Genomic DNA, 25,930 nt, shown 5'->3' on the forward strand with positions numbered 1-25,930 from the left:
ATAAACTTTAATTTGATAAACCGTAGTAATCGGTTCCTAAATTAGCGATTCCCCCGGTTTCTCCACCAAGAAAAAACAAAGTGCCATCTGAAAACTTGACACCACTATGTTTTGAAACGCTATACTTGGCCATTCCCATATCGAAGAAATTATTACTCTTCGCATAATCAAGTTTTTCTATAATTCGACTTGGCTCACTTGTGTTATAACGATAGGCACCACCATAAAATAGAATCCCACCATCGGGTAATTCTGATGCGATGCTCCACTCTCTACGAAATTTAGAATTTGCAACTGTAAATATTTGATTCCGAGAATAATCGTATAACATAGTCGAGTTGTTTAGATTTGATAACTGTGCTCCATAAATCAGAACATTTCCATCTGTTAGTTTCATACATTTCAAAGCACCAACAGGAACAGGTAACGTGGGGCCCCAGGAAAATGTTTGTGTGTTTGGATCAAAGAACTCCGTTGTGTCTTTCGGAGCAAATATCCCATCGGTTCCACCGATCACAAATACACGACCATCATCAAGTAAAACAGAACAAGAAAACGATCTTGCTGTCATCATTCGATTGGCTACCGCTGTAAAGACACCAGTAGCTGGATCATAAATTTCTGCCGTATTCAAAGAGGTAAAATAATTTGGTGCCACTGGAACAAAGTCTCGAATCCCACCTAAAACGATTACTTTTCCATCTTGGAGTTTCACAATATTATGTAGATGTCGAGGTTCATTCATATTTCCAGTAGGTGTGATTGTTGCAGCATCAGTATCAAATACATAGCTTGAACTGAGGGCATAAGCATTTGCTAGTTGGATCCCTCCAGTAATCAGAAGGTTTTTTCCATCCAACATCACACCACGTTCACCCCGGGCAATCACAGGCAAACTTGGATTCGTGAGTGTAAAACCAGAAGAACCTTTTCGAAGAATTTCTGCAGTAGACGATCCTCCATAAATGGCAATCACATCTTCATTTGCATTTTTAAAGGCATCAAACTCAAATCTGCCAAAATGCAAATTAGGGCCCGAGACAAGACCAATGAACTGGACCGTCAAACTATTTGAAACTACATTCGATGCATTATCTTTTGAATTCAAAAACTGCAAAGTCAAAGAACCTGGGTTATTAGAAGAAAAGTTGGTCTCAAAGTACACTCTGTATGTAGTTTCATTAATTTTTTGTACAGATCTAAGGACAACTGAGGAAGCAAGAGGGCCACTCAGTATGGGAGGACCAAAATGTTCCAAAGGTTCTGAACTAACAAAATCCCAATATCTAGGTGAAAAAAATGTATAGTCGGTGATTGGAATGTATCCGGAGAGAGAAACAGTAGGAACTTTGGTATCAATGACTATGGAGAGTTTATCATCCTCTAAAGTTTCACCTGAGTTAGAAACAACACCTGACAAAACCAATTCATACTGACCATCATCAGTCAATGGATCAAACTTCACAAAAAGCCGATCCCTATCTATCTTCGTAAAACTAATATTCGAAAAAACACCTTGGTTTGCTTCTGCGAGATAAACCGTATCTATGTTTGCAAGCTCTCGATTGCATTGTAACAAAACCTGATCGACACTGCCGAGAGATTTAGCATTAGCACTATCTGAACAACTAAAAGGTGTTGAATATAAAAATGCACTTAAAAAGAGACCACTCGTGGATTTCGGATCATATACATTTTGATACTCTGCTGGAAACATACATCCAATAGAAAAAAGAAACGAAAGGACAAACATCTTATTCAAAGCTGTATTCCTCCGTATTTCCAATAATATCACCGATCCGACCACCAAGAATCATTCCACCGCCGGTCGACGAATAACGGATTTCACATCCTTCCCAACGAGCATTCAAAGACCGACTAGTCATATAAAAACGATTGATTGATTCTGACCAAGACTCTGTATCATGGATGGAGTCGAATGTAGAACCATTGACTGTGCGATACTCCAAACCACCTGCTACAATGAGTTGGTCTTTGCCATATGGAAAAACAAAGGAAGATCCCCACTCTCTTCCAAATAAAAGGTTTTTATGGTCTCGAATTGTATCGTTCGCAGGGTTATAAATTTGTGCTCGAAGGACAGGTTGGCTTGTATCAAATCTTGAATTGATCCCACCAAGAATTAAAATTTCACCATTTGTCAAACCATGCACAAAATGATTAAATCTTTTATATAGTTTTGCAGATGAATTTGTCAAAGTTTTCGAATTAATATCGTATAAGGCGATAGAATCCAAAGCATATGCATTAAAATCATTTGGCATTGGTCCCGTTACATCAGAACGTTCACCACCGAAAATCACCACCTTACCCGAAGAATGCGACAAAATCTGTGCATGTTTACCACGAGGATCCGCTAAATTTCCAATGGTTTCAACAGTCATGGTAGCTGGATGATTGGTGATATGAACCAATTCTACCATTGCAATAGATTGGAATGGTTTAAATGGACTGAGTCCGCCCACAACCAAAACATCACCATTGGGAAGCAAAGTCATCTTATGTAACTGGCGGGGAGTTGTTAGAGATGGACCTTCTATCCAAACATTGGTTACTGGATCATAAATTTCTGTCGATGCTAAACTTCCATTCGATGGGTCGCCAACCTTACCACCAAACCCACCTGATACGAACAATCTGCCATCTTGTAATTTGACAACGTCGAATTCTTGGCGGCGGTAGACCATGTCAGGAGCAGGCAAAAATAGTTTAGTAACCGAGTTATAAAACTCAGAATGGCTGAGTGTTCCATTCCCGTTGATCAAAACATCTTTTTTTGCCCTTCCACCCAAAACAAGTCTTCTTCCATCATCAAGCTCAATCCCAACGCAAGACCTTCTCGCAACGTTTAGGTTGGGGCCACTTTTGAATGCAAACACATTCACAGGGACCATCACAGTTCCCTGTGAATTGGAAGCCTTATCATTAACTCCACTAAAAGAAATTGTAAGGATTCCCCCATTTGAATTTGGATCTCCAGCAAACAACAAACGAATGTTACGTTCAGATACAATAATATCTGATACAACAAGGGTATTTTTTGCAGTTCCTGATAAAGTAACCTGAGAAAGTTTTCCTTCCCAGACAATTTCTTCATTAGAAATGATATCCAAAAAACCAGATTGTAATTCAGAGATATCGATTGCATTTCCAGTGCGGAGCTCAAGTACCGGTGGTTGGGAATCTATTTCGAATTCAAAGTTTGCTGGATTCACTAGAAGTGATTCGTTCAAATAATAATCTTTTAAATTAACACTGAACTTACCGGAAGTAATTCCTGGTTTCATACGAACTTCATATAAGTATCGGCTACGAGGGATCACCTGAGATATGGGATTCACTCCTACACCAGAAATTGGCAAACGTAATCCATCTACCTTCGAAGTAAAATCGTGATTTGTAGAAATATAAATAGTCCCACCGGGTTGCACCCGATTGGTTGAAAATTCCAAGTTGACTACAGATTCTGCACCTAACAAAAACAAACCTAAATTTGTTGGTGAGTTTGGATCAAAAGTATTTTTTCCCGAACTGAGTTGGCAAGAAACCAAAAATAAGGGAAGCAGAATGAACTTAATCTTTCCCATACAACTCAACCCTTGTATCCGTCAAAGCAGAATCTCCGAATATGATGATACCTCTATTTGTTTGAATTGCAGTATGTTCTGAACGTGCATTCATCATCGTATCAACAACAAAGTTTTTCTTTTCAATGTGATCATAAAGTTCCAAAATACCGGACTTATAATATGTATCAACACCGCCGGTATACAAAACTTGTGAATCTGAAAACTTTGTAATGGAACTCCCATTTTTCATTCTGCTTGTAAAGCCATTGGTTTGGCTTGTGGAACTAGTTTCATTCCAAGAATCAATACTCCGAGAGCCAACACCACCACCCATTACCCCACCCAAAACCAATCGGTCATTCCCTGGCAAGATCATACTCGTTACATTAGATCTAGCCGTCGAAAAAACAGAAGGCAATGTGCTGAGAACTTGGGAATTCAAATCTAATGTACTAATGGAATTCGAATAAGCAGCAAACGGGTCAGTACGATCCTTACCTCCGAAAAATAGGATCCGCTGTTTGAATGAATCATACTCGGCAAAATGAAATATTGTATTCATCGGAAAGTTCGCCGAAGAATTCAACACGGTTGTGTTTCCATTTTGTATGGAAACATACTCATGATCGTTAGTGATTGCAGTATGATCCGTACCTACCTGGAACTGACCTCCAGAAACCAACAAATCACCGTTACTCAAACATACCATCGAATGTCCATACCTCCGCTTCTGCATCGCAAAAGGAAGTTCTTCCACTGTTTGATTTGTTCCATTGATTTTATAAATTTTATTGCTGAATTGAGTATTGACTGTTGGGGAGCCAACAATTGTTTTCCCTCCGGAAACATACACAGTCCCATCGGAATTAGCACAAATCGCCATCCCCATCAAACTTTGGTTTAAAGGAGGAAACAAAACAGTTGTCCCTGTATCAGGATTCAGAATTTCTACTGTTGCCAAGGTATTCCCCGCAACAGAAACTCCTCCAACCAATAAGATTCTACCATCTAACAAACGCTGTGTTGTAATTTGACCTTTCGCTTCTGAAATGTTCCCGATATAACGTGGATAAGGAAATTTGAATTCCAATATTTTCCCGTTAAATGCATACTCCGTAAGTGATTCAGGTTTTTGAATGTATAGAATGATAGGTTCTCTCCATTCAGACCGAGAAGAAACAGAAAACAATACGCGCACTTTTGATTCGGATAGAGGAAAAACATCTCTAAGAACTAAGTCGTCTTTATAATTTTCTGACACATAAAAGTGTTTTTTGTTAAAATGTGAAGAAACAGGTTTATCTAAATCTAAATCCAAAATCTCTGTTTTTACAAAAGATGGATAGTCATTCGGTTGGTATCTAGTGGTGATTTGTATCCCATCTTGAAATACCAAAGAAGATAAAACAGCGACAGAACCACCCGAAAGTGTTGTCGGATCAAAAAGATTTTGGGATTTGTTTTGGATCTTACATTGGAATAACAATAAGATGAAAACTAATTTAAAAATGCATTGCATATCCTAACTTCCCAACCCGATCAATTCCCATATAACCTTGGTTTTCCCAATTGAAATCAAGCCATACACCTGACTTTTCCTTAGGATTGGGCCCCAAGAGATAAAAATCAAACACATTTGCCGACCAGAGGAAGAGAAGCACTGTCAAAGCCTGCGACAAATTAGCCCTGGACGATTCCATCCGTTGCCTGTAAGGTTCAATTAAATAATAATTGAGAGCCACCGTTTCTGCAATGCGAGGGTTTGGTGGGATTCCTACTGCAGATTCATAGGCTGCCTTGTCCTGTCTATAGGTATTGTACTGATATCCTGCGTACAAAACCCCTAACGCATAGATGGACATATAAATTTTTCCTTTTTCTTCCTGCCCTCGAACATACTGTCCCCAACCGGGGACCAAAAAGGAACGAAATGCATAAGTAGGATTGTAAGGGTTGAATAGAGGTGCATCCGTTAAAGATGTCTCTGGATTGACAGCGTATGTGAGAATGATATCTTCCGATTTCTCAGCATATTCCTTAGTATAAGGTTTTTGTAATTTCTGATTGGTTTTGGACCATTCCTTCAAAGAAGAAATCACATAGTTTGATAATTCGGAATAAGATACTTCCCCGTTGTAATTGGAATCAGCTCTTCCTTCTAATCCATAAATGAGGTACTTTGTAAAAATCCCATACCCTGATTTTGGATCTTCAAAACTAGAATATCCAACTTTTGTGGAATAAAAAACAGAAACAATTTCAGAATCACGAAAACTAACTGCTTCTAAATATTTTTTTCCTTCTTCCCCTTTTCCATCTTCCGGATTACGACAGGCATCAATAAAAAAGACAACTCTTTTCAACTTATAATTTCGAGTCATTTCGAGAAGTTGTTCAACCGCAATCCCTGACTCAAACGGATTTGAAGGATTTGCATCTTCCGGGAGTAAATATACTTTATCGTTATAATCCACTACACCATGACCCGAAAAATAAAAGATAAACAAATCATCTGGATTTGTTTCTTTCAATAGCGCTTCAAAGTTTGTTAGAATATTGTATTTCGTTGGAGTAGAATTAACGGAACCTTCTTGCACTAAAGTTTGAATGCGGTTATAAGAACCATAACTAAATAGAATTTTAGTCATTCCCAAAGCATCGTTTTTTGCGGTTTTTAGGTCACCTAAAGTCAAATTCCTATATTCACTGACTCCTACAACAAACCCAAATCTTTTGGGTATGCCCTCAGCGGAAACTATAGAAGGAGTAGTCAAAAATAAGAATATTAGAATTTTTGATTTCATCAATATTATTGCTCGGCAGCTAAATCAGCGGCTTGTTTTTCCAAACTTAAAGTGTTTTCGCCAACTTTTCTAGCATTTATCACAACTTCCCTATTGATTTCTTCCATTTTTTGAACAACAGCGATCATCTGGTCTTTATCGCGATTTAGAACTTTTGATTCTGAATCCAACTCTCTTGAGATCGATTCGATTAAATCCAATGATTCCAGAACTTCGTTGTTGATGTCTTTTTGAGAATTGATTTTATTCGTTGCTGTTCGAATCACTCCGCTCAAAAGCTCATATTTGGATTGAAGTGTTTCTGTTTGTTTCAAGGAAACAGAAGCAAGTTCAGTCCCTTCCTGAATGAACCGATTGGAATTGGTAATGATCTTTTTAATTTTAGTGGCGTTTTCATTAGAATTTTCCGCTAATTTTGCGACTTCTTGTGCAACAACAGCAAATCCTCTTCCATGTTCACCTGCTCTTGCAGCTTCAATTGAGGCATTCAACGCAAGTAAGTTTGTACGATCTGCAATTTCTGCCATAATATCGTTCACTTCGCTCACTTCCTTTTGGGATTCGTTTACCGACCGAAGTCTCTCTTCTAAGTTCTGAACGGTTTGTGAAAGTACATTACTCCGGTCTTGAAAGTCACTCATATTCAAGTTCAATTCTTCAACAACTGTTCCAATTTCAGAAATGCTCAGTTTCAAAGTATCCGATTTATGATTCAACAAAGTGATTTGGTTGTGTTGTTTTCCAATATTATCTACGGAAGATTGAATGCTTTCCGAAAAAGAAGAAACAAAATCTGTTAGTTCATGGATCGATTTATCTTGTGATTCAATTTGAAAATTAAAATCTGTAGTGATTTCACGAATTGATTTTAAAGTTTTAAACAGTTCGGAACCAACTTGAACCAAGTCTCGATTTAGTTCGTCAGCGGTGGCCCGTTCCGACTCCGCAATTTTTTGTCTTTCTTCAGATTCATTTTTGATTTCGTTTAACAGATTCAAAACAGCAGAAGTTAAATATCCGAAACAAATCAAAAATAGTATCTTAAAAACTTCATTCGAAATACCAATTGTATCCTTTTGACTCTGAAATCCTTCTGTTTCTTTAAATTGGACGCCTTGTCCATAACCAATCACAAGAAGTAAGATCAAACAAAAGGCAGAATAAAAAGTACTCATAAGGAGAGTTCGTTTTGAAAACAAAAACGCTGAATACACTACATAAAAATAATATAACACATAAAGTGTAGGAGACTTGATTAAATCGGCAGCAACCCCACTTCCTCCGAGTAACCCTGAAGCTGTCACTGCAAACAATACCGTAATGTCCATAAGGATCAATACTTTCGGGAAGAACGAATTTAACTTTTCCTTCTTAAATAAATAAGCTTGAAGGCTCCCATACAGAAACATACAGGAGATCCCCACTAAATAACTTGTTGTTTGTAATGTAGTGGAGGTTTTATAAGAGCCAAGAGTTGCTATGATATAGAATCCAGCCAAAAGAAACCTGACTCGATTCACATACACAGGACCCAATTCCACCCAGTTTTTTTTTGTTTTTATAGATTCCAAACTAGTTCTCGACATAGGATGATGATCGGGAAACGAAAACGAATGGGAAGTGATTTTCTTTTTTTACTCGCTGAAAACAAAAGTCCGTTGACAAATTATAGTTTAATATTAAACTATTCAATATGGAAACAATAAAACCCAACAACAACTCCTTAGGAAAAAAAATCCATCCTGCGACAGAACGTGGGCATGTTAATTTCGGTTGGTTGGACAGCCATCACTCCTTTAGTTTTGGCCATTGGTACAATCCCGAAAAAACTAACTTTGGTGCCCTCCGTGTACTCAATGACGACATCGTAGAACCAAGTATGGGATTTGGCACACACCCTCATCAAAACATGGAGATCGTTTCGATCCCTCTCTTTGGAGAGTTGGCCCATAAAGATAGTACAGGTACGAATGGTATCATCCGTACGGGAGACGTACAAATCATGTCTGCAGGATCAGGAATCCAACATTCGGAATTCAATCATAGCAGCGAAAAGAAAGTAAATTTTTTACAAATCTGGATCCTTCCAAAAGTGGGTGGGATTGAACCAAGGTATGCGCAAAAAACTTTTTCGGAGGCAGGTCGTGTGAATCGATTTCAGACGGTCGTTTCCCCCATTGACGAAGAAGCGGTCTGGATCAATCAGGATGCTTATTTTTCTTTGGCAACACTTGATCCAGGAAAAGAACTCTCTTATTCCGTCCATGCACCAGGACAAGGGATCTTTACTTTTCTCATCAGTGGCAAATTAAGGGTGGAAGACAGTTTACTGGAACGACGAGATGCCGTTGGGTATTGGGGAAAGGAAGATTACAAATTTCATGCGGAAGTGAAATCGGAATTACTCGTGATTGAAGTTCCAATGAAATGATAAAGTGCCTTTGGCGAGCCGATTGAATGCAGTCGGCTCGTCTATTTCTTCCATTGACAACCATCTTTTTCTTTGTAGTCATAGTCAGAATCTTACAAACAAAACAATTTCACTAAGTTAGGGTTTGGTATCGATGAAAACTATTTTCACTTTCTTTCAAATTGTATTCTCATTTCTATTTTTATTCATCTTCTCATTTTGCCAAAGTCCAAAACAAAGCCCTAATCCAGAAATACTACCTGCGACAGTGGAAAAAAAATACCATTACTCCAAACAAATTTCTGAGATCAAAAAACAAATGGCAAAAACATATCTTTATCCAGAAGAATTAAACAAACCCAAAGCTTTTCAAAAAGCTGCCATCATAGCTACGGAGTCCTTTGGCCACCAGATCCTATTACCAAAATCTTTTTATACCAAATTCCAAGATTCCATCCAAGGGGATATCATTCACGACGGGGAGTTATCTGATTTAATCATCATTCGAAATCCAAATTTCGAAAACACAACAATGCAATCTGATTCTGTTGCCTCACAACTAGAGGAAGAATTTACAAAAATACCTTTTTCACAAGACCTTTTAGAATCCGTTATGGAAATTCTATATTTACAAAATGAAGCATTAAGCTTAACGAATACAGATACGATCAAATGGGAAGAAATTCAATTTGTTGCATCGGAAGGATATGTTTCTTCTTTTTTAGGTTCTAGTTTAATGATTTATGAGAAATACGAAGACCTATTACGACCAAAAACAGTGATATCGATTGAAATCCCACTCAAAGAGACAAAGTCCAAAAGAAAGATCATCACTACCTTACAAGAAACTTCTTTTTTGAAAAAGATTGGCCTTCAAAATGAAGACGAACTTATTACCATCAATGGGAACCCTATTCGCTACTTATCAACCGAAACTGTAAATCGAATGTTTAAAGGTAAAGTTGGCGAAAACATCGATATTTCCATACTACGAAATCAAAATGAAAAATATGGCTTCAAAGTTCCTTTAAAGGAAAACAAACCGTCAGATCAAAAAATAGCAGAAGGTCAAATCTTGACTGGGAAATATAACTTCATTTACATTAAAGTATCTGGATTTATTAAGAATAACCAATCCAGTGCCACTGAAATGATGAAAGAGAATTATTTCACCTTAATGGAAGATGCAAAAAATAAAAATATAGTCATTCATGGTTTCGTTTTAGACCTTCGCAATAATCCAGGAGGTTTTTTAGACCAAATCATTGAATGTATGAGGATGTTAATTCCAAATGGATTGTTGGTTACCACACAATCCTCTAGAACATCTCCAAGTATGGTTTATGCAAATCAATCGACGATTACAGAGTTACCGTTGGTTGTTCTGATTAATGAGAATACCGGGTCAGGTTCTGAGTTAATTGCAGGTGTAATCCAACATTACCATCGCGGAATTATACTTGGATCTAAATCTACGGGCCAAGGGCTTGTACATATTTTAAATAAAGTTTCTGGCGAAGAAAACTCACTTATCAAAATAGCTTCTAGTTTTTTATACCTTCCCAATGGTAAAAAATTTCATGAAACAGGAATTACGCCAAACGTTTGGGTTTCGGACCTAAAAGAAATGGACCTTAACCTATTTGATGCCAAGAACAATGAACAAATCAATTCAACGTCAGAATCGAAAGAAAAATATCAGAAATTAGATATCACATCCATCAGCCAATGGATCGAACAAAATGGCACATTTAGACAAAAAATCAGATCTGATAATGATAAAAATCTCCTTCCGGATTACCAATTGTATCGTTCCCTTGATTTTTTTTCAGGTTATCTCGCCACGCAAAAATAAATTTTTCTGTTGGGATCCTATGATAAACTTAATTAGTGATTTTGAAAATTCCAAACCGTGGTGGTTATGAATGGATCACTCGGCAATCTTCAACGAAACCTTGTAAGAAAATTTAAAACGTATGGCCTATATCAATATAAAACAATTGGTCTTCTCTGGAATAAGCATAGTCCAGTAAGATTACCGTTGCCTGATCCCAAATGAGTCGTAAACCAATCCCACGTGCATGTTTATAATTCAGTGTATTCACATCTCGAAGTTTGTCCCAGACTCGACCCACATCATAGAATGGAACGATACTTAGTTGGAAGAATTGATCCCAAAGAGAAAAACTTCCCACCCGGTACCGTAACTCAATATTGTAGAACCCAATCACTGGACCAAAAAAACGTTCCTGCCTATACCCACGAAGTGTGTTCTGTCCACCGAGTGCACCAAATGGACCATCGATAGAAAAAAGATAACGATATTCAAAAAAAGGGACTTCTCCTTCAATCTTTGTGAGTGCTACACGTTGGGCTATGACAAACTCTTCGAAAAGTTTCGGGAAGGGTTGGTAAAAATTTTTCGCCTGTGCAAAATGTCTGATGTAACCAAAATCAGATCCGATGACTCTTTCTGCTTTATTAATATTGTATTCAATGAGCCAACCACGATCGGGATCAGGTTCATAATCTCTCGTATCATAAGCAATCCCCGCACGAACGTAGTTTAAATTTCCACCTTGTAAACCTATGATTTTTCCAGAACTCGCATCCTCGGTGAGTTTCGAACTATCTTCAATGGCAGGAACTTTTACATTGGTTAGTGGTTCGCGTGCTTCCGTGGAAGTCCCATCATACCGCCTAACAGAATTTTTCGAAAACTCCACTCCCCCCCAAACTCGAAAAACTTGGAAAATTGTTTTGTCTAAAGAGAATTGCCCATAAGTAGTATCGAATTGATAATCGTGGTAGTGTTGATTCGATGTAAATTCTTTCCCTGGTCCACGGTTTCTTGCATACGAGTTTGCATTTTCGAAATCAGAAAAGGTGGCATTACGAGTGATGCGACTTCCGTCTACATTTCTATCTTTAAAATAAAGGGGTTCTAAACTTTCAGTTCCCACACCAAAATATTGATTATAGAAACTAGCATCATGACCTACATAAGCTTTGAGACGGTAGGCAGTATCCAAAAAGTATGGTGCGTCCCATGATAAATAATTGTTTTGGGTTCCCCGATTGGTACGATATATACCAACATTGAACATATGTTCGTAAGGAGTGTATTTAAAGGAAGAATCAGCTTTGGTACCGTTATAGAAAATATTGGCAAGGATTCCTAAACCTGATCCATTTACGGCATCATTCCCGAACAAAGGAAGACCAGTGGCATACCAACCTTCTCTTTTGTTGGTTAGTTCCTTCTCATCTAATTTTTTAAACTCGCCAATCCACTCAGGTACATCTGACTTCCTATCTTCTGCATTGAGGCTGATAGGCATCGAAATCCATGTTGATAGAATGACCAACACAGAAATCAGATTCCGAAAAAACATTAAGGTTATTTAACTTCGCGGACTTGGATGGTTTCGACTCGGTCTTCCCCAGCGATGATATCAGAAAGAATGACCACCTTTTCTCCCATTTGGAGGTATCCATTATTCACAAGAGTTTGGATGGCAAGTTTGATTGTCTTTTCTGGATCTGAAGAAAAATCCACACGATAAGGGATCACACCTCTTGTCAGCCAAAGCTTTCGTCTAACCGATGTCATATTTGTAAATGCATGGACAATCGGGTATTTAGGATGAAAGGATGCCAAATTATTGGCAGTGATTCCCCGACGAGTGATTGCAATGATAGCATGTGCTTGCATGGAATCAGCTAAATTTGCTGCCGAACGAGCCATCTCTTCTTTTTGGTCTTTTGGTTTTCGTTGGGCAGCAAGACCTAGATTAATCGACATCTCCATACGACGCGCAATTTTATCCAACATCTCCACACATCTGACAGGAAATTTTCCCATAGCGGTTTCACCGGATAACATAATGGCATCAGCTTCTTCGTACACTGCATTGGCAACATCAGTGACTTCCGCTCTAGTAGGAGAAGGATTTTGGATCATTGATTCTAATAAGTGAGTGGCAACGATGACACGTTTCCCTTCTTCTTGGCAACGTTTGATGATCCTTCTTTGGACAATCGGGAGTTCTTCGATTTCAATCTCCACTCCCAAATCCCCACGTGCCACCATAATTCCATCAGACTCTCTAATGATAGCATCAAGGTTTTTTAAACCTTCTTGGTCTTCAATTTTTGCAATGATCTGTGCATGGTGATTTTTTTCATCAATGATCCCACGTAATTGGATCACGTCTTCCTGGGAACGAACAAACGACAAAGCCACAAAATCAATATCCTCTTCCAAACCAAAAAGAATATCTTTTAAGTCTTTAGGAGTAATAGAAGGTAAATTAACTCGGATTCCAGGTAAATTGATATGTTTTCTAGACCCAAGCTTACCACCATCTAACACAGTGCAAACGAGTTCGTTCTCACGAATTTCTTGCACGGCCAAATTAATAAGCCCGTTATCAACAGTAACCTTATCACCAACTTTCAAATCTTTTACAATATCACGATAGTTCACAAAAACACTTTGTGCTTCCGCTTCCATTCCTGGAATGATATGGAATGTAAAAGTTTCCCCAACTTTTAAGTGGAGATCGTTCTGAACATCTCCCGTTCGAATTTCCGGACCTTGCGTATCCAAAAGGATGGAAATTGGTTGTTTGTGTAATTCATCTTTATTGAGAGATTTAATAATACGAATGATCTTTCTATGAAACTCATGATCTCCATGGCTCATATTGATTCGTGCAATGTTCATCCCAGCCAAAGCTAAACTTCGGATCATTTCTTTGGAGGCAGTCGCAGGACCAATGGTGCAAACGATTTTTGTTTTTCGAGCTCTTAGTTGTTCAATAGCAGGCATAATTTTATGGTTTCAACCGAGGTAAGATTCTATTCAGAAAGTCTAATTGCGATTCCGCAATGTCAAATTTCTCTTGGTTTGGAAATTTTTCGCTTCGTTGGCGGTCACTTTCAGCAGACACTTTGTCCAAAAGTTTTTTGCCATGTCTTTTTAGATACCCAGTCGATACAAGAATCGGCCAAGGGAACTTTTCCCTTTGATTTCGAATTGGGAAACTATAGATTTCTTTTCCGCCAAATTTCTTTAAGAAAAAGATCAAATTTTCTTCAGTAAACTTTCCATTTAATTTAGAAAGTACATATTCTCGATCCGGATACACGCCGAACTCCCAGGCTTCATCCAAAATACGAATGATAGACTCAATGGACTCTTTCCATTTTTTTTCTTCTTCTGGGCTTCCTTGTTTGACCGGTTCAGAATCTTCTTCTCCACCGTTAAAACCAGAAGTAGAAGCAGCAACCTGCTGCGATTGTTTGGATTTTTTTTCAGCATCTTTCTCAGCTTCTTCTCGGTCTTTCAAACGAGCCTTTACCAAACGTTCTTTTTCTTGTGATATTTTCTTGGCTTTTTGGCTCGCCAAATCCTTGTTTAATTGTTGCTGCAAACGTGCTTTGATGGGCGGAATTTCAAATTTATGAACCGTCATACTGCCCATGATCATACGCCAAATCCTTGTAAAAAATGGGAGGAATTGAAATAGGCTTTGTGCTTCGATTTCTTCCAATAAACGTTTCGGGCTTTCATCATTCAAATGAAGAGTCACATTCATTTGATTTAAAACTCGAATTTCTAAATCAGAATGTTTGATTTGGAATGTTCTTTTTGCCGACTCAATGGCCTGCGGAATACAGGATTTGTGCAAGATAAATTCATTATAAATTTTGTTATCCGCATACTCAGTATACAAAAGTTCTGGTTGCGAAAGAAGTGATGCCCGAAATTCATCTGTCAACGGTTCCCCGCTGACACGAAGCAAATTCACCTCAACAATTCGACCAGCTTCAGCAAGGAAAGCCATCAAATCATCGATTTGTTGTTTGCGTTTTTGTTTTTCTTCTCTTTCTTTATCTTTTTCAATAATTTCATTTAATACCAAACACTCTTCTATCAGAGTTTTTTGGTCTCCATAAGAATCATTCATATACCCTTTAATTTCCATTAAAAGGTTACGAGGAGAATTCCAAGAATCTTCAGTGACCTCACCCATAACTCCTAAATTTTTTAGGGCAGGATAAATTGTATTTTTTGTATAATCAATGTAACCATCATAACGATCTGCAATCTCAGACGGTTTGTTATACAAAAATACACTTTTGTTTGCAGGTCTAGATGCAGAATCATTTCGAAAAAAAAACAAAATCTTATCATCCACCAATTGTTTCAAAATTGGTTTCAAATGGATGATAATCGTTGCATCCTTTTGTACTTTTGTTTTATCATAAGGGCATTGGAATAAGTTTCCAATCTCTGTAGATGCATAGGTATCAAACAAACGGTTGGAATCAACAGCCGCCTTGATGACTTTCCGCATTTTTTCTTTTCCAACATACTTTCTTTTTTCATTGAACCATCCTTTGATGGCAGCGGTAGAAAGTTCATTGAGCCCAAGTGCATAACGAAAAGCAGTTCCCCCATCAGAGGTCGTTGGCCTTGCAAATACTGTGTTGTGTTTGATAAAGGTCTTTGGATTTTCAGGATCCCCTGGTTCATTCGGGTGAAATTCCAAAACATTTAATTTTCTGATGATTGCAGGGTTTTGTTTGTAACTAAGATCGATCACATAGTTTTCTGTTCGATCACGATCAATGGAACTATCACGTTCAATTTGTTCCACATTAGGCAAAACTTTGTTTTGTAAAAACTTATCAGTCCACTCAAAGATCACCAGTAGAACTTTATAGATCCCTTTGTAGGAAAAGTCCCCCCGCGAATCCATAGCCTGTACTTTTTGCAGACAGGCAGTGTAATCCATTACTTTTAATTCCGGGAGGTTTGGATCTAACATTTACGTAGTAAATTCCTTAGTTAAAAAATCCTTTTTTATACAATAACTCTGCATTCAAGATGGCAGCTCCAGCAGCACCTCGAATCGTGTTATGCGAAAGTACTACCCATTTCCAATCCAAAATTGGATCTTCCCTTAGCCTTCCGACAACCGTTGTCATCCCTCTCCCAGTCTCTAAATCCAGACGTGGTTGAGGCCTATCATTTTCTTCGCGATAGAGAATAGCCGGGTTTGGTGCAAACGGCAATCCCAATTTCTGTGGTTCCCCTTGAAAATCGGCCCAAACCTTAAGAATCTCTTCTTTTTTTGGTTTTTTATCAAAAGAAACAGAAACACAAACCGTATGTCCGTCAAAAACGGGAACACGATTGCAATGAGCTGAAATTTTAAAATCGGCCGATTGGATGATTCCATCTTTTACAGATCCCAAACATTTTTGTGGTTCGATTTCCGCTTTGTCTTCTTCACCACCAATATAAGGAACCACATTTCCAAGAATGTCCATAGTCGGAACTCCAGGATATCCAGCACCGGAAATGGCCTGCATGGAAAATAACATAACAGACTTTAAACCAAAAGCATCCATGAGAGGTTTTAAGGAAATCGTAACACCCATAATCGTACAATTGGAATTGGTAATGATTTTACCTTTTGTCTTTTGGAATTGTAAAACATCCAAATGATGGGCATTCACTTCCGCAGAAAGAATCGGGACATTCGGGTCCATTCTATGGTTCTTTGAATTGGAAAGAACCATCACTCCCGCTTCTGCATAAGCAGTTTCCACTTCTCCTGCGATCGATGCATCCAGACCACTGAACACAAGTTGCACGCCCTTGGTCACTTCGGGATTTGGTAACGTAATGATAATGTCTTTTGCGTAAGCAGGGATATCGGATGAAATCTTCCAACGAGATTTCATTACCTCACCATAAGTTTGGCCGGCACTTTTTTCTGAAGCTGCCAAATGAGTCACCGTGAAATAAGGGTGATTCTCCAAAAGTTGAATGAATCTTTGACCGACGGAACCTGTTGCTCCCAGGACTCCAACTTTGATTTTTTCCATAAAATTCCTTAACTAATGTAAGGATTGAAAAACATCCTATTTCGGAAAGAGATTTCCAATTCTTTTAGCATAAATCGGATTCATTTGTTCCATTCCGATATATGTAAAGTGGTGGAAGTCTGAAAAACCCTGCATTGGCAAACTTCGGTGAATGTCCCAATAATGGACAGACCCACCTTCTAAAGATTGTAAGTAACGAAGGTGATCCCTGTACCAATCGGAATCCTCATACCACTCCAAGGAAATGGGATTTTCAGGATTGTTGATGAGGAGAAAAGGGACATTTCGATCTCGAAAATGGTCTGCAATTTTTTTGAGATAACGAAAGTGGAAATACGGCCGAAATGTTTCTTCTCGAATCCTTTCTTTTGCTACTTTTAAGGCAACGAGGTATCCGATCCCTGGTCTTTTTTCCAAACCCTCAAGCAACCGGTATTGGAAATATTTTCGGTATTCTTCGTCTTTCATACCCAAATAACGGAAGTCTTCTGTTCTTGGTTCCCTTTTGTATTGTATTCCTGATTTAGCTTCCTCAAGCCCAAAGGTCTGTTCAAGCCGAACCCCCATAGGATCAAAATGATAATCCAAATATGCACCGGTCGCTTGGTTGGCAAACCACACTCGCTCTAGTTTGACAGTGACTAACTTTTTCTCTTGGAAAAATTGAGGATCCAAGTACAACCTGACCCAACCTTCGCGGGAGAGGGTGATTTCTTGGTGAATGGTCCCGTTGGATATTTCCATCCGGCAAGGTTTGCCTGCCAAAAGAAATTGTGTTACCTCAACCCAAAATCCTTTCTCTTTGATTTTTTCGGTGGGAAAAAAACTAAATTTTTGCCCCGTCCAACCCAGTCCGTTGATACCTTCCGGGATCTCGGCACCGGCATAGGCATGATAACTCGTGTTGCGTCCAAAACGGTGTTGGATTAAATTCTGTAAATTTTGGAGATAAATATCTTTATAACGATAGAAAGAAAATCCTGAGGAAACAACATATCGAGACCAAGTGTCCCAGTCCATCGATGTTCCCACTTCCTTTAAGGTTTCCCAAGGAAAGACCCATAAAGACTGGGGCGCTTCCCCGAAGGTAAGTGCATCTCTGACTACGACCGACTCATCCACAGAATCGTTCCTACCTTCCGGAAATATAACGTAGGTTCGGTGAAGCCTATAATCGATAAAATTAACAGGGTAAACAACAAGATCCGGCTCCAAAGGATCAAGCCAATTGAGTAGTAAGTACACATACAATGGGCTATTCCCAGCATAGGCTAAATAAAAAACATCTACATCCAACCCGAAGTCTCGCAAAAGCGATTCCTTTAGCTTTTGAGAATCAATAGAATAATAGGCAACAGAACTACCAACAACGATGATTCTTTTTTTTGTTTTGGGTAGGTTCCTAATTCTCTCGTATTCATACAAAAAATTAAAAAAATGGTTCGTGTTCCAAGGAGATTCATTGGGTAACAAAAACTGAATTTTTTTAAAAAATAAAAAATCAAAACCGAAGAGCGAAACAAAAAAGAGGCATATTAAAAGAATCCGCTGTTTCATATCCCTTCCTAAAAAACAAAATACACAAACGGTTTGCTATCGGCTGAAAATAAAACAATCAGAATGAGGGAAATCGAAGCCAAAACCCCAAAAAAAAGCGTTTTTTCTAAGGAATTTTCCCATTTTTTAAAACCAACTAACAACTGCTTATTGTCCTTAAAGTAAAAACTTCCCCAAATATGACCAATGGCAATGACTAAAAAGCAGTAAAGAAAATTCATTTCATAAGTATAAGGTAGCGAAAAACCCTCTTTTTTTGAAAAAAGGCCCTGTAGGTAGCACAGAGCAGTGGCGAAATTTGGACTTCGGAAGAAAACCCAAAGCAAACTCACCAAAATAAAAGTTCCAAAAATTCGGATCGGCCGTAGCCAAAAGAAAGAAAGGTCTACGAAGTGCTGCGAGGACCATCTTTCAATGATCAATAAAATTCCGTGACAGGAGCCCCAGATGACAAAGTTCCAAGATGCCCCGTGCCAAAGGCCACCAATGGCCATCACCAAAAAAAGATTTCTATAGGTGAATAAAGTCCCGATGCGATTCCCACCTAAGGAAAAGTAGATATATTTTTTAAGCCATTGGGAAAGAGAAATATGCCAACGAGTCCAGAATTCAGAAAACCCAGAAGCAAGATAAGGCATTCGAAAATTCTCAGGCAGTCGAAACCCAAAAAGAAGTGCCGTGCCCTGGGCAATATCAGTATAACCAGAAAAATCACAATATATTTGCATCGAATAAGCAAACATCCCCACCCACAAAGATTTGGTAGAAACTTCTTGTGGTCGCAAAAAAACAAAGTCAGATGTCTCTCCCAGATGGTCTGCCAAAACCATTTTTTTGAAAAGCCCTAATAGGATTAAAAATATGGCGAAAAGAATAGGGATCCGAACAAAGGAGAAAGGCCTGCGAATTTGTGGCAAAAAAGACTTCGCCGTCACAATAGGCCCCGCCACTAACTGCGGGAAAAAAGAAAGAAATAGCAAATAAGAGAAAAATTTACGTTCTGCCTTTAGCTCTCGGTTGAATACATCAACCACGTAGGAAACGGATTGGAAGGTGTAAAAGGAGATGCCAACAGGCAGGAGCCATTGCCCCCAAAAAGAATGGGAAGTATCGAAACCGCCGACCAAATATGCCCAATTTTCAGCAATAAACTGCCCATACTTAAAAAAGAAAAGAATTCCCAGGCTATTCCCGAGAGAAACCAAGAGCAAAACCGTACGAATCCGCCTGGATACCGAAAAATCAAGGCTTCGAGCGATCCAAAAATCAATAACAGCAACCCAAACCAACAAGAAAAAATAAAAGGGATTCCAAAAGCAGTAGAATAAAGCACTAACAAAAATCAAATAAAGGACTAAAATTAGCACATTAATTGACCAATAAAAAGCAAATTTGCGATTAATAGCTCGCATAGAGTGGCGGAGGCCCCACCAGAACACCAGCCCAGATACAAAAAACAAGCCAAAAACTGAAGAATTAAAGAGCATAAATATGCTTATATTTAGTCATTTATACATTGTACTTGCATTTAACCCCACAATTGGGGCAAGTGCAAGTGACTTCTGCCTTCACGCGACGGCCCTGCGCCCCTTCCACCTTACCAACTGCAACAAAATCAAACACAACCCCTTCTGGCACAAAGTGCCCGGAGCCGTATTTTGCCGTCCCTTCAATCAAATTAGAACATGCGTGACATTTTACTCTTAACCGAATCGTTTCCGCCATATAAAAAAGAACAGTGGATGCAGAAACAGGAAGTGGCAACCACTATTCCAATCACTGCCAATTTTGCATGCGCATGTATTTTTGATACACATGACATTTTGGCATCTTTTCCGCGAAATTACACCTATTCCTTTGCCTTGTTCAAGGTTCCTTTTCCCTCGTGAGAAAATCCGTTACGCTAGGGAATTTAGTCCCTTTTGATTCCATAAATGCCTGATTTTGGTCACTTGATGGCCTGTTATTGCCAACTTCTACCCAAACTGATCCCTCGCCAGGTGCCAGAATCATCTTCTAGGCCTTCTGTGCTACCCACAGGAGACATCATAAGAAAACACCAGTTTATGGCTAGAACCCAGAAAACCCCAACATTTAGGATCTGACCGCTCCTGGTCAGATCCTCAGATTCCACTTTTTGCCTCTAGATTGTCCTTTGCCGATCGGTCAAATCGGACTTAAGTTAGTTTGCGAAATCTTAAGGTACTCGTCATCGGGACCCCTGCCCAAAGGAAGGCACCCTTAGGAAATGCCTACTTTTAGCCCGCCGGCAGAAGAACGTGTTCCCGATTTGACGCCGAAACGGGAACAGTCGCCGCCCAAATTCGGTCTCAACGAAGAGACCTAACATTCATTAGACGCCAGAGGATAGGCATTTAGAGGATGAAGCTCGAATTTAGATAAATGCCTATTTTTAGGCAAGATTAATGGATTGAGGTGAATTTGCGCAGTCGCAGTTTGGTCAGATAGGACAAGTATGCAGAAAGTGATTAAAAATGGTCACTTTTCTTGGTTTTCCCACCATTCAGGAAGTAGGATTCATTTCATGAATTCGTCCTGTGCTGCGCACAGGACAACCCTCCCGCTAGAGAATTTTCGAGAATCTAGGCTTTTTTAGAAGTGGGTTTAGAGGAAGACTTCCCCTTTTTTACAGGAGTTGTGGATTTTGCGGAGGTTCGTTTGCCTTTTGTGCCATTTGCAAGTGTAGGCTTTCTAGAGGACTTTGCACCAGAGCGGTCTGAGGCTCTGTCGTCTTCTCCAGATAAAAGATCACTGGGTACTCGGCCATTGCGTTTGACCATGTAGATGAAGTGTCGGACATACTGGGTGTATGGCTCTGGGATGGTTTTGGGATCGAAGTTTTTTGCATCCTGGAGGAGCTGGTTGACATGCGCCAGAGGGAGGTCATCCTTACTGGTTGCCATAAGAATTTCCAATCGTTTGCAGATCTCCGAGTCATTGACTTCGGTAGAGAGTTTTCGCATGGCGTTGAGAAATTTTTGGAAGGCAACTCGCTTCGGCTGAGACATATCCCCAGAAAACCAAAAAGTCCTGGGCTGGCAATCGATTTTACGGAGAAATGCTCTGGGCCTCTCTCAAAAACCGAATTGCGTTGAAGGAGGTTCTTTTCTGCATTTTTTAACAAAACATTCCTGTTTGGGAAAAGAATGACTCCCTCAGTTTTCAGCGAAAAGTCCGCCTGCTCACCAAGACCCAAAGTAAAAGATGGATTCAATAAAACTGCTGACTTGTTTTCTAGAAACAATGAGTCATTTGTCACTGCTTCTGTCTCAGGTGTTACCACCACTTCATAAACCAATCCATCCCGAAGCTCTATCGGAGTGAGAAGTTCATCATTCGGAATGATGACAGGAATATCTAAAACATCTGCCATAAGACCCGAAGCAGGAAAAATAAAAAACAAAGTCAGCAGTGCCAAGAAAGCACCGCTTTGCAACTTTTGTGCCAGTTTTTTTATTTTTCCCAAGAAAACCATAGTATTTCCCTCAGTTTCCACCGAAATCAGAGAAAAATAAAGCATTTTTTAAGGAATTTTGACTATTTTTTGATGATCTGAGATCGAACCCGGAGTTTCCATTCCCAGAGCACAATTTCATGTTCTAGGTCTTGGGCGGTCTCTTGTTCCTTCGCAAGTAGGGCATAAATCATATGTGAGATCTCTTTGGAAAACCCTGAATCCAATTCCTTTTCAAAATCTTCTACTCGGAATTCCAAAATCAAAACCGCTAAGCGGAAAGCTTCGTTCATGGCAATGAGCTGTGGTTTCACCGTGTCTAGTTCTGGTTTTTTTAATTCGTTTTTGATCATCACATCTAAAAAAGTCCGGATGAACATAACATCGTCTGAAGATAAATGGAAGTCCAAAAGTAGCTGTTTTACTTTATCCAGCTCCATGGCACGGAGATGGATCCTTGCTAAAAAAACTGGGTTTTCGCTATAGGTATTTAAGTTCTGATTTTTGGCAACATCAGTCGCCCTCACCTTGTCGTAATCGACCACACCCTTATCTTTGGATTCATCCTTTTTTGGAGACTGAGATTCCGCAGAGGTATTGATTCTTTTTTTGATCACAAGGATGTTCATACTTGGATATCGAATCTTAAAAGAAACCATATCCGAACGGGGAATCTCTTCATCCACTACGAGAAATTGTGCCTGCTCTCCCCGCTCCCAGGCAGCCATCAAATCTTCTTTATTTTTATAGTGGTAGATGACTACAGGCAAAACATCACTCAGACTCCCGGTGCCCAAATAGATTGTTTTGATTTCGTTGGAAAATCCATGTTGGTAAGGGATGACCAGTTTTCCTGCCTTGACGTTGACAAAAGAAAGTTCACCTAAATGGAAGTGGGAAACATCAAAGTCGTCCCCAAAAAACCCAACCCGAGGGACGTTGACGACGATGGAATTGTTCCTGGCACCTTTTGGGACTTCTGGCCCAGAATCAGTAAAAACAACGTAAGTCAGCTTGGAAAGTCTTACTTTGACGAGAAAACCGGCAGGGGTTTTCCGTTCTTCGTATACAGTATCATCCATCTTTACATTAATCCAAGCTGTTTCATTTTATACTGGAGGGAGCCCCTCGAAATACCCAAAGCCTTTGCCATCCGGATTTGGTTGCCCGAAAATATCCGCATCGCCAGAAGAATCTTCTGCCTTTCTAAGGCCTCAGTTCCACGCCGCAAGTCTAAATCTTCGGCATCTGGAATCTCCAAATCCATCTTCGATCTTCCAGGCTCCAAATCGGAAAGTTCCACCTGGTTCGACCTGCAAGTCAGAATCCCAGTCAAAATAGCATTTCTTAAATCGGTGAAATTTTCTGAATACGATCTAGATACCAATTCTTGCAAACTCGTCGCCCCCAACTGCAACCCCGATCGGTTTTGAGAACCACTCAGTTCTTCAAATATGGACTGAACCAAAATCTGCAATTTCGCTTTTGGAAGGAACCTTAGGGATGGTAGTACCAACGAATTTTTTCGTAAAAATCTTTCAAATTCAGGTAATAATTCTTGGCCCATTTCTTCCGGTCCGAGTAAAAATAAGGACCCCGAATGGCCTGACTTAAACCACCAATCGGAGAGAATTTGTTGTTGTCCCAAATTCCAAGTATGAACTCCAACTAAGACCAAACTTCCATTCCGAGACTCACTCCCCCAAACAGAAAGGGCCTTTTCCAGTTTCCCGAAATGTTCAGGCAAAGATTCGACTACCAAAAAAGGTGCACCTGGCAGCTGGTTTTGGTGGATCCATTTGGCCAAACTTTTTTTCCCCGCTCCAGAAGGGCCAAGGATGGTAAGGATTTTTTGTTTCGAAAACTCTGAAATTGCCAGATCCAAATTTGGAATTTCCTTACGGTATAAGGCATGCGAATTTTCTTCTACATTGGCCAGAGAGAGTTTACCTTGGGGTTTTGTTCTCCCCCATTCCATCCCGATTTTTTCTGCAAAAAGAGAAATGAAGATACCTGTCGGTACCGCGGAAGGGTTCTCTATTTCAACCAGAAGAAACCCGATTTTCTTTTCCCCGAAGCGAATCGAAACTGCCATGGCATTTGTCTTTTTCCCAAACAATTCAAACTCTGTTCCCGAAAAAAATACCGGTTCCTGGGAGTGCATCAACTCTTCCCAATGCAAAGAATCCCGATTCAAAAAAGAATAATAAAACCCATCTTCACCGTACCCAAAACTAGAAGATTCATAAAACGAATCTTCATTCTCTGCTTTCAAAACGACGACACCTGCAGAGAATCCAAGCTCAGTACATAACCCTCCCCATAGATTGGGAAGGACAGATTCCATCCAATCCTTGCCCGTTTTCTCAGAGGCAAGTAGGGAAATGGCTTGGGAAGGCATGCTATGAAACTGTTTAAATTTAATCACTTTGTCAAGTACGTAACTATTTGAATGTCGGACGTCCGACCAAAAGAGAGGAGAGAGTTTTTGCTAATTTTCAGTATGTCGGATGTCCGACAATGAAGGAAGAAACTGCGTAAAAATCCTTTTTTTGGCGGTTTCTAAAAATACAATTGATCCCAAATTTTCAACAGGAAAGCATACCATTTGGGAAGGGAAAAGAGATAGATGATCACCATTGCAGTTGCAAACCAAAAAGGCGGAGAAGGAAAAACAACGACTTCTTTGAATCTTGCCATGGGATTGGCACGTCGAAATCTTAAGACCTTACTCATCGATATGGACCCGCAGGCAAATTCCACAGGGATTTTTCTGAACCCAGAAACTGTAGAAAAGGATTTGGCTCACCTATTCCAGAACTCAGCCAACCTAAAAGAAATCATCGCACCGGCGTATAACGAGCATTTGTGGATTGCGCCATCTAGCATGCGTTTGGCGGAAATGGAAACGGTGTCTGTCAACTCCGTTGAGGCTCCTTACATCCTAAGAGATTCCCTTTCTGGGATTAAGGATTTTGAATTTGTCATCATTGACTGCCCCCCCTCTCTTTCTATTTTTACCGTGAACAGTCTGGTTGCCGCCAACTACGTCCTCATCCCTCTCCAAGCAGAGAAATTCTCGATGGACGGAATTATGGGATTACAACAAACGATATCTTCGATCAAAAAAAGAATCAACCCTGACTTGGAAATTTTGGGAGCCCTCATCACCCAACTCAAACCCCAGACCTTACTCACAAAAACCATCCTACCGGTTTTGACAAAATACTTTCGAATCTTCGAACATACCATCTCCGACGGAGTGGCCATCGGAGAAAGCCACCTGGCAAAAAAATCTGTTTTCGATTATAACAAAACTTCTCGGCAGTCCCAGGAGTATGAAGGTTTTATTGAGGAGGTCTTAAATGAGCTCAAAAAGTAAACGCCTAGGAACACTTGCTGATATCTACCAGGCAGAAAATTTAGACGGGACCATCCGGACCATTCGGATGGACAGAATTGAACCCTCAGAATACCAACCAAGACAGGAACGTAAAAAGGGGATTGAAGAACTTGCCCAAACCTTAAAGGTCGATGGACTTTTGCAACCGATCATCGTATCCAGAGGTGAGAGGGAAGGTAACTACAAAATCATTGCAGGAGAGCGCAGGTACCACGCTGCCAAATCCTTGGGTTGGTCCGAAATCGAATGCAAAATCTTAAACCGCCCAGACAAAGAAATTTATAAACTGGCCGTCATTGAAAACCTACAAAGGGAAAACCTATCCCCTTACGAAGAAGTAGATGCCCTACTGTTCCTAAAAAATTCACACAATTACACGGACCAAGAATTAGGGGATCTTTTTGGGAAAAGTCGAAGTTATATGACGGAAGTGCTCTCGATCACATCCATGTCAAAAGAAGATCTAGAGAAATGCAAAAAGAACGAAATCTACAATAAGAACCTTTTGGTCCAAGCTGCCCAAGCCGCTAAAAAAGGAAGCCTGGATGAATTTTTAACTCTCTTTCACAAGGGAGCTTTAAAAACAGTCCGAGATGCAAAAGACTTCAACAAACAGGCCAAAACAAATGAATCCTCCCCAAAAACTTCCCTATTGTCTGGATACAAAATTCGCAGATCTGGCAATGGGATCCAAATTCTGTCGGATGACGAAATCCTACTAGGAGACATCTACAAATTCATCCGGAAAGAATTGGTCAAAAAATACGGCGACTCGGCATAACCCAA

Annotated in this window: 21 protein-coding genes; 6 read left to right on the forward strand and 15 right to left on the reverse strand. The window is 39.6% G+C overall.

The genetic code is table 11. The features are described 5' to 3' along the window. Window positions 1-7: 7 nt before the first annotated feature. The 5 genes from EHQ47_RS00545 to EHQ47_RS00565 are packed head-to-tail and all read right to left on the reverse strand — an operon-like array spanning window position 8 to window position 7,980. Entirely contained in the window at window positions 8-1,762 is a 1,755-nt protein-coding gene (locus tag EHQ47_RS00545; RefSeq protein WP_135749348.1) for a Kelch repeat-containing protein, read from the reverse strand. Then, a complete protein-coding gene (locus EHQ47_RS00550; protein ID WP_135776314.1) occupies window positions 1,755-3,608 on the reverse strand; it encodes a Kelch repeat-containing protein in 1,854 nt (617 codons plus the stop codon). The genes EHQ47_RS00545 and EHQ47_RS00550 overlap by 8 nt, the downstream gene beginning before the upstream one ends. After that, entirely contained in the window at window positions 3,595-5,109 is a 1,515-nt protein-coding gene (locus EHQ47_RS00555) for a Kelch repeat-containing protein (protein WP_135749350.1), read from the reverse strand. The genes EHQ47_RS00550 and EHQ47_RS00555 overlap by 14 nt, the downstream gene beginning before the upstream one ends. Continuing rightward, window positions 5,093-6,394 (reverse strand): caspase family protein, encoded by a 1,302-nt coding sequence (locus EHQ47_RS00560; protein ID WP_135776315.1) that lies wholly within the window; start codon window positions 6,392-6,394, stop codon window positions 5,093-5,095. Before EHQ47_RS00560 ends, EHQ47_RS00555 begins: the two co-directional genes overlap by 17 nt. A gap of 5 nt (window positions 6,395-6,399) precedes the next feature. Next, the gene (locus tag EHQ47_RS00565; RefSeq protein ID WP_135749352.1) at window positions 6,400-7,980 is read right to left on the reverse strand and encodes a methyl-accepting chemotaxis protein; all 1,581 of its coding nucleotides are present in this window, start codon (window positions 7,978-7,980) and stop codon (window positions 6,400-6,402) included. A gap of 107 nt (window positions 7,981-8,087) precedes the next feature. On the opposite strand from EHQ47_RS00565, the gene EHQ47_RS00570 reads away from it, so the two are divergent. Both EHQ47_RS00570 and EHQ47_RS00575 read left to right on the forward strand, forming a co-directional pair. Beyond that, entirely contained in the window at window positions 8,088-8,825 is a 738-nt protein-coding gene (locus EHQ47_RS00570) for a pirin family protein (RefSeq protein ID WP_135776316.1), read from the forward strand. Window positions 8,826-8,958: 133 nt separating this feature from the next. Next, complete coding sequence (locus tag EHQ47_RS00575) at window positions 8,959-10,659, forward strand: S41 family peptidase (RefSeq protein ID WP_135776317.1); 1,701 nt, start codon at window positions 8,959-8,961, stop codon at window positions 10,657-10,659. 112 nt (window positions 10,660-10,771) lie between these two features. Here EHQ47_RS00575 and omp85 read toward each other — a convergent pair whose 3' ends face one another. Genes omp85 through EHQ47_RS00605 form a run of 6 tightly spaced genes read right to left on the reverse strand, consistent with a single transcriptional unit; the run spans window position 10,772 to window position 19,300 of the window. After that, window positions 10,772-12,145 carry an Omp85 family outer membrane protein gene (omp85, locus tag EHQ47_RS00580; RefSeq protein ID WP_244290159.1) on the reverse strand — a complete coding sequence of 458 codons (1,374 nt, stop codon included), beginning with the start codon at window positions 12,143-12,145 and terminating at the stop codon, window positions 10,772-10,774. A 59-nt stretch (window positions 12,146-12,204) separates the two neighbouring features. Then, window positions 12,205-13,638, reverse strand: coding sequence for a pyruvate kinase (gene pyk, locus EHQ47_RS00585; protein ID WP_135749356.1), 1,434 nt, complete (start codon window positions 13,636-13,638; stop codon window positions 12,205-12,207). Between the two features lie 4 nt (window positions 13,639-13,642). Beyond that, window positions 13,643-15,643: a hypothetical protein gene (locus EHQ47_RS00590; RefSeq protein ID WP_135776318.1), complete on the reverse strand. Its 2,001-nt coding sequence runs from the start codon at window positions 15,641-15,643 to the stop codon at window positions 13,643-13,645. 16 nt (window positions 15,644-15,659) lie between these two features. Further along, the gene (gene asd, locus EHQ47_RS00595) at window positions 15,660-16,709 is read right to left on the reverse strand and encodes an aspartate-semialdehyde dehydrogenase (protein ID WP_135749358.1); all 1,050 of its coding nucleotides are present in this window, start codon (window positions 16,707-16,709) and stop codon (window positions 15,660-15,662) included. 36 nt (window positions 16,710-16,745) lie between these two features. Beyond that, window positions 16,746-18,266 (reverse strand): hypothetical protein, encoded by a 1,521-nt coding sequence (locus tag EHQ47_RS00600; RefSeq protein WP_135749359.1) that lies wholly within the window; start codon window positions 18,264-18,266, stop codon window positions 16,746-16,748. An 8-nt stretch (window positions 18,267-18,274) separates the two neighbouring features. Continuing rightward, window positions 18,275-19,300, reverse strand: a complete 1,026-nt coding sequence (locus EHQ47_RS00605) for an MBOAT family O-acyltransferase (RefSeq protein ID WP_279638196.1) — start codon at window positions 19,298-19,300, stop codon at window positions 18,275-18,277. A gap of 12 nt (window positions 19,301-19,312) precedes the next feature. Between EHQ47_RS00605 and EHQ47_RS19900 the strand changes: the two genes are divergently transcribed. Further along, window positions 19,313-19,594, forward strand: coding sequence for a hypothetical protein (locus EHQ47_RS19900; RefSeq protein WP_279638197.1), 282 nt, complete (start codon window positions 19,313-19,315; stop codon window positions 19,592-19,594). A gap of 181 nt (window positions 19,595-19,775) precedes the next feature. On the opposite strand, the gene EHQ47_RS00610 is transcribed toward EHQ47_RS19900, so the two are convergent. Both EHQ47_RS00610 and EHQ47_RS19790 read right to left on the reverse strand, forming a co-directional pair. After that, window positions 19,776-19,991, reverse strand: coding sequence for a hypothetical protein (locus EHQ47_RS00610; protein ID WP_040917529.1), 216 nt, complete (start codon window positions 19,989-19,991; stop codon window positions 19,776-19,778). 878 nt (window positions 19,992-20,869) lie between these two features. Then, window positions 20,870-21,295, reverse strand: a complete 426-nt coding sequence (locus tag EHQ47_RS19790) for a phosphatidylinositol phospholipase (RefSeq protein WP_135749361.1) — start codon at window positions 21,293-21,295, stop codon at window positions 20,870-20,872. A gap of 138 nt (window positions 21,296-21,433) precedes the next feature. On the opposite strand from EHQ47_RS19790, the gene EHQ47_RS19795 reads away from it, so the two are divergent. After that, complete coding sequence (locus tag EHQ47_RS19795) at window positions 21,434-21,580, forward strand: hypothetical protein (protein ID WP_167483244.1); 147 nt, start codon at window positions 21,434-21,436, stop codon at window positions 21,578-21,580. Between the two features lie 244 nt (window positions 21,581-21,824). Here EHQ47_RS19795 and EHQ47_RS00620 read toward each other — a convergent pair whose 3' ends face one another. Then, window positions 21,825-22,823 (reverse strand): hypothetical protein, encoded by a 999-nt coding sequence (locus EHQ47_RS00620; RefSeq protein WP_135776320.1) that lies wholly within the window; start codon window positions 22,821-22,823, stop codon window positions 21,825-21,827. Window positions 22,824-22,825: 2 nt separating this feature from the next. Beyond that, the gene (locus EHQ47_RS00625) at window positions 22,826-24,142 is read right to left on the reverse strand and encodes a helix-turn-helix domain-containing protein (RefSeq protein ID WP_135776389.1); all 1,317 of its coding nucleotides are present in this window, start codon (window positions 24,140-24,142) and stop codon (window positions 22,826-22,828) included. A gap of 228 nt (window positions 24,143-24,370) precedes the next feature. Here EHQ47_RS00625 and EHQ47_RS00630 point away from each other — a divergent pair, with 228 nt between their 5' ends. Together EHQ47_RS00630 and EHQ47_RS00635 are read left to right on the forward strand one after the other, a co-directional pair. Further along, on the forward strand, window positions 24,371-25,123 hold the full coding sequence (locus EHQ47_RS00630; protein WP_004788002.1) for a ParA family protein: 753 nt from the start codon (window positions 24,371-24,373) through the stop codon (window positions 25,121-25,123). Further along, window positions 25,107-25,925, forward strand: a complete 819-nt coding sequence (locus EHQ47_RS00635) for a ParB/RepB/Spo0J family partition protein (RefSeq protein ID WP_135776321.1) — start codon at window positions 25,107-25,109, stop codon at window positions 25,923-25,925. The genes EHQ47_RS00630 and EHQ47_RS00635 overlap by 17 nt, the downstream gene beginning before the upstream one ends. Window positions 25,926-25,930 lie beyond the last annotated feature (5 nt).

The organism is Leptospira bourretii (assembly GCF_004770145.1).
GTDB classification, from domain to species: domain Bacteria; phylum Spirochaetota; class Leptospiria; order Leptospirales; family Leptospiraceae; genus Leptospira_A; species Leptospira_A bourretii.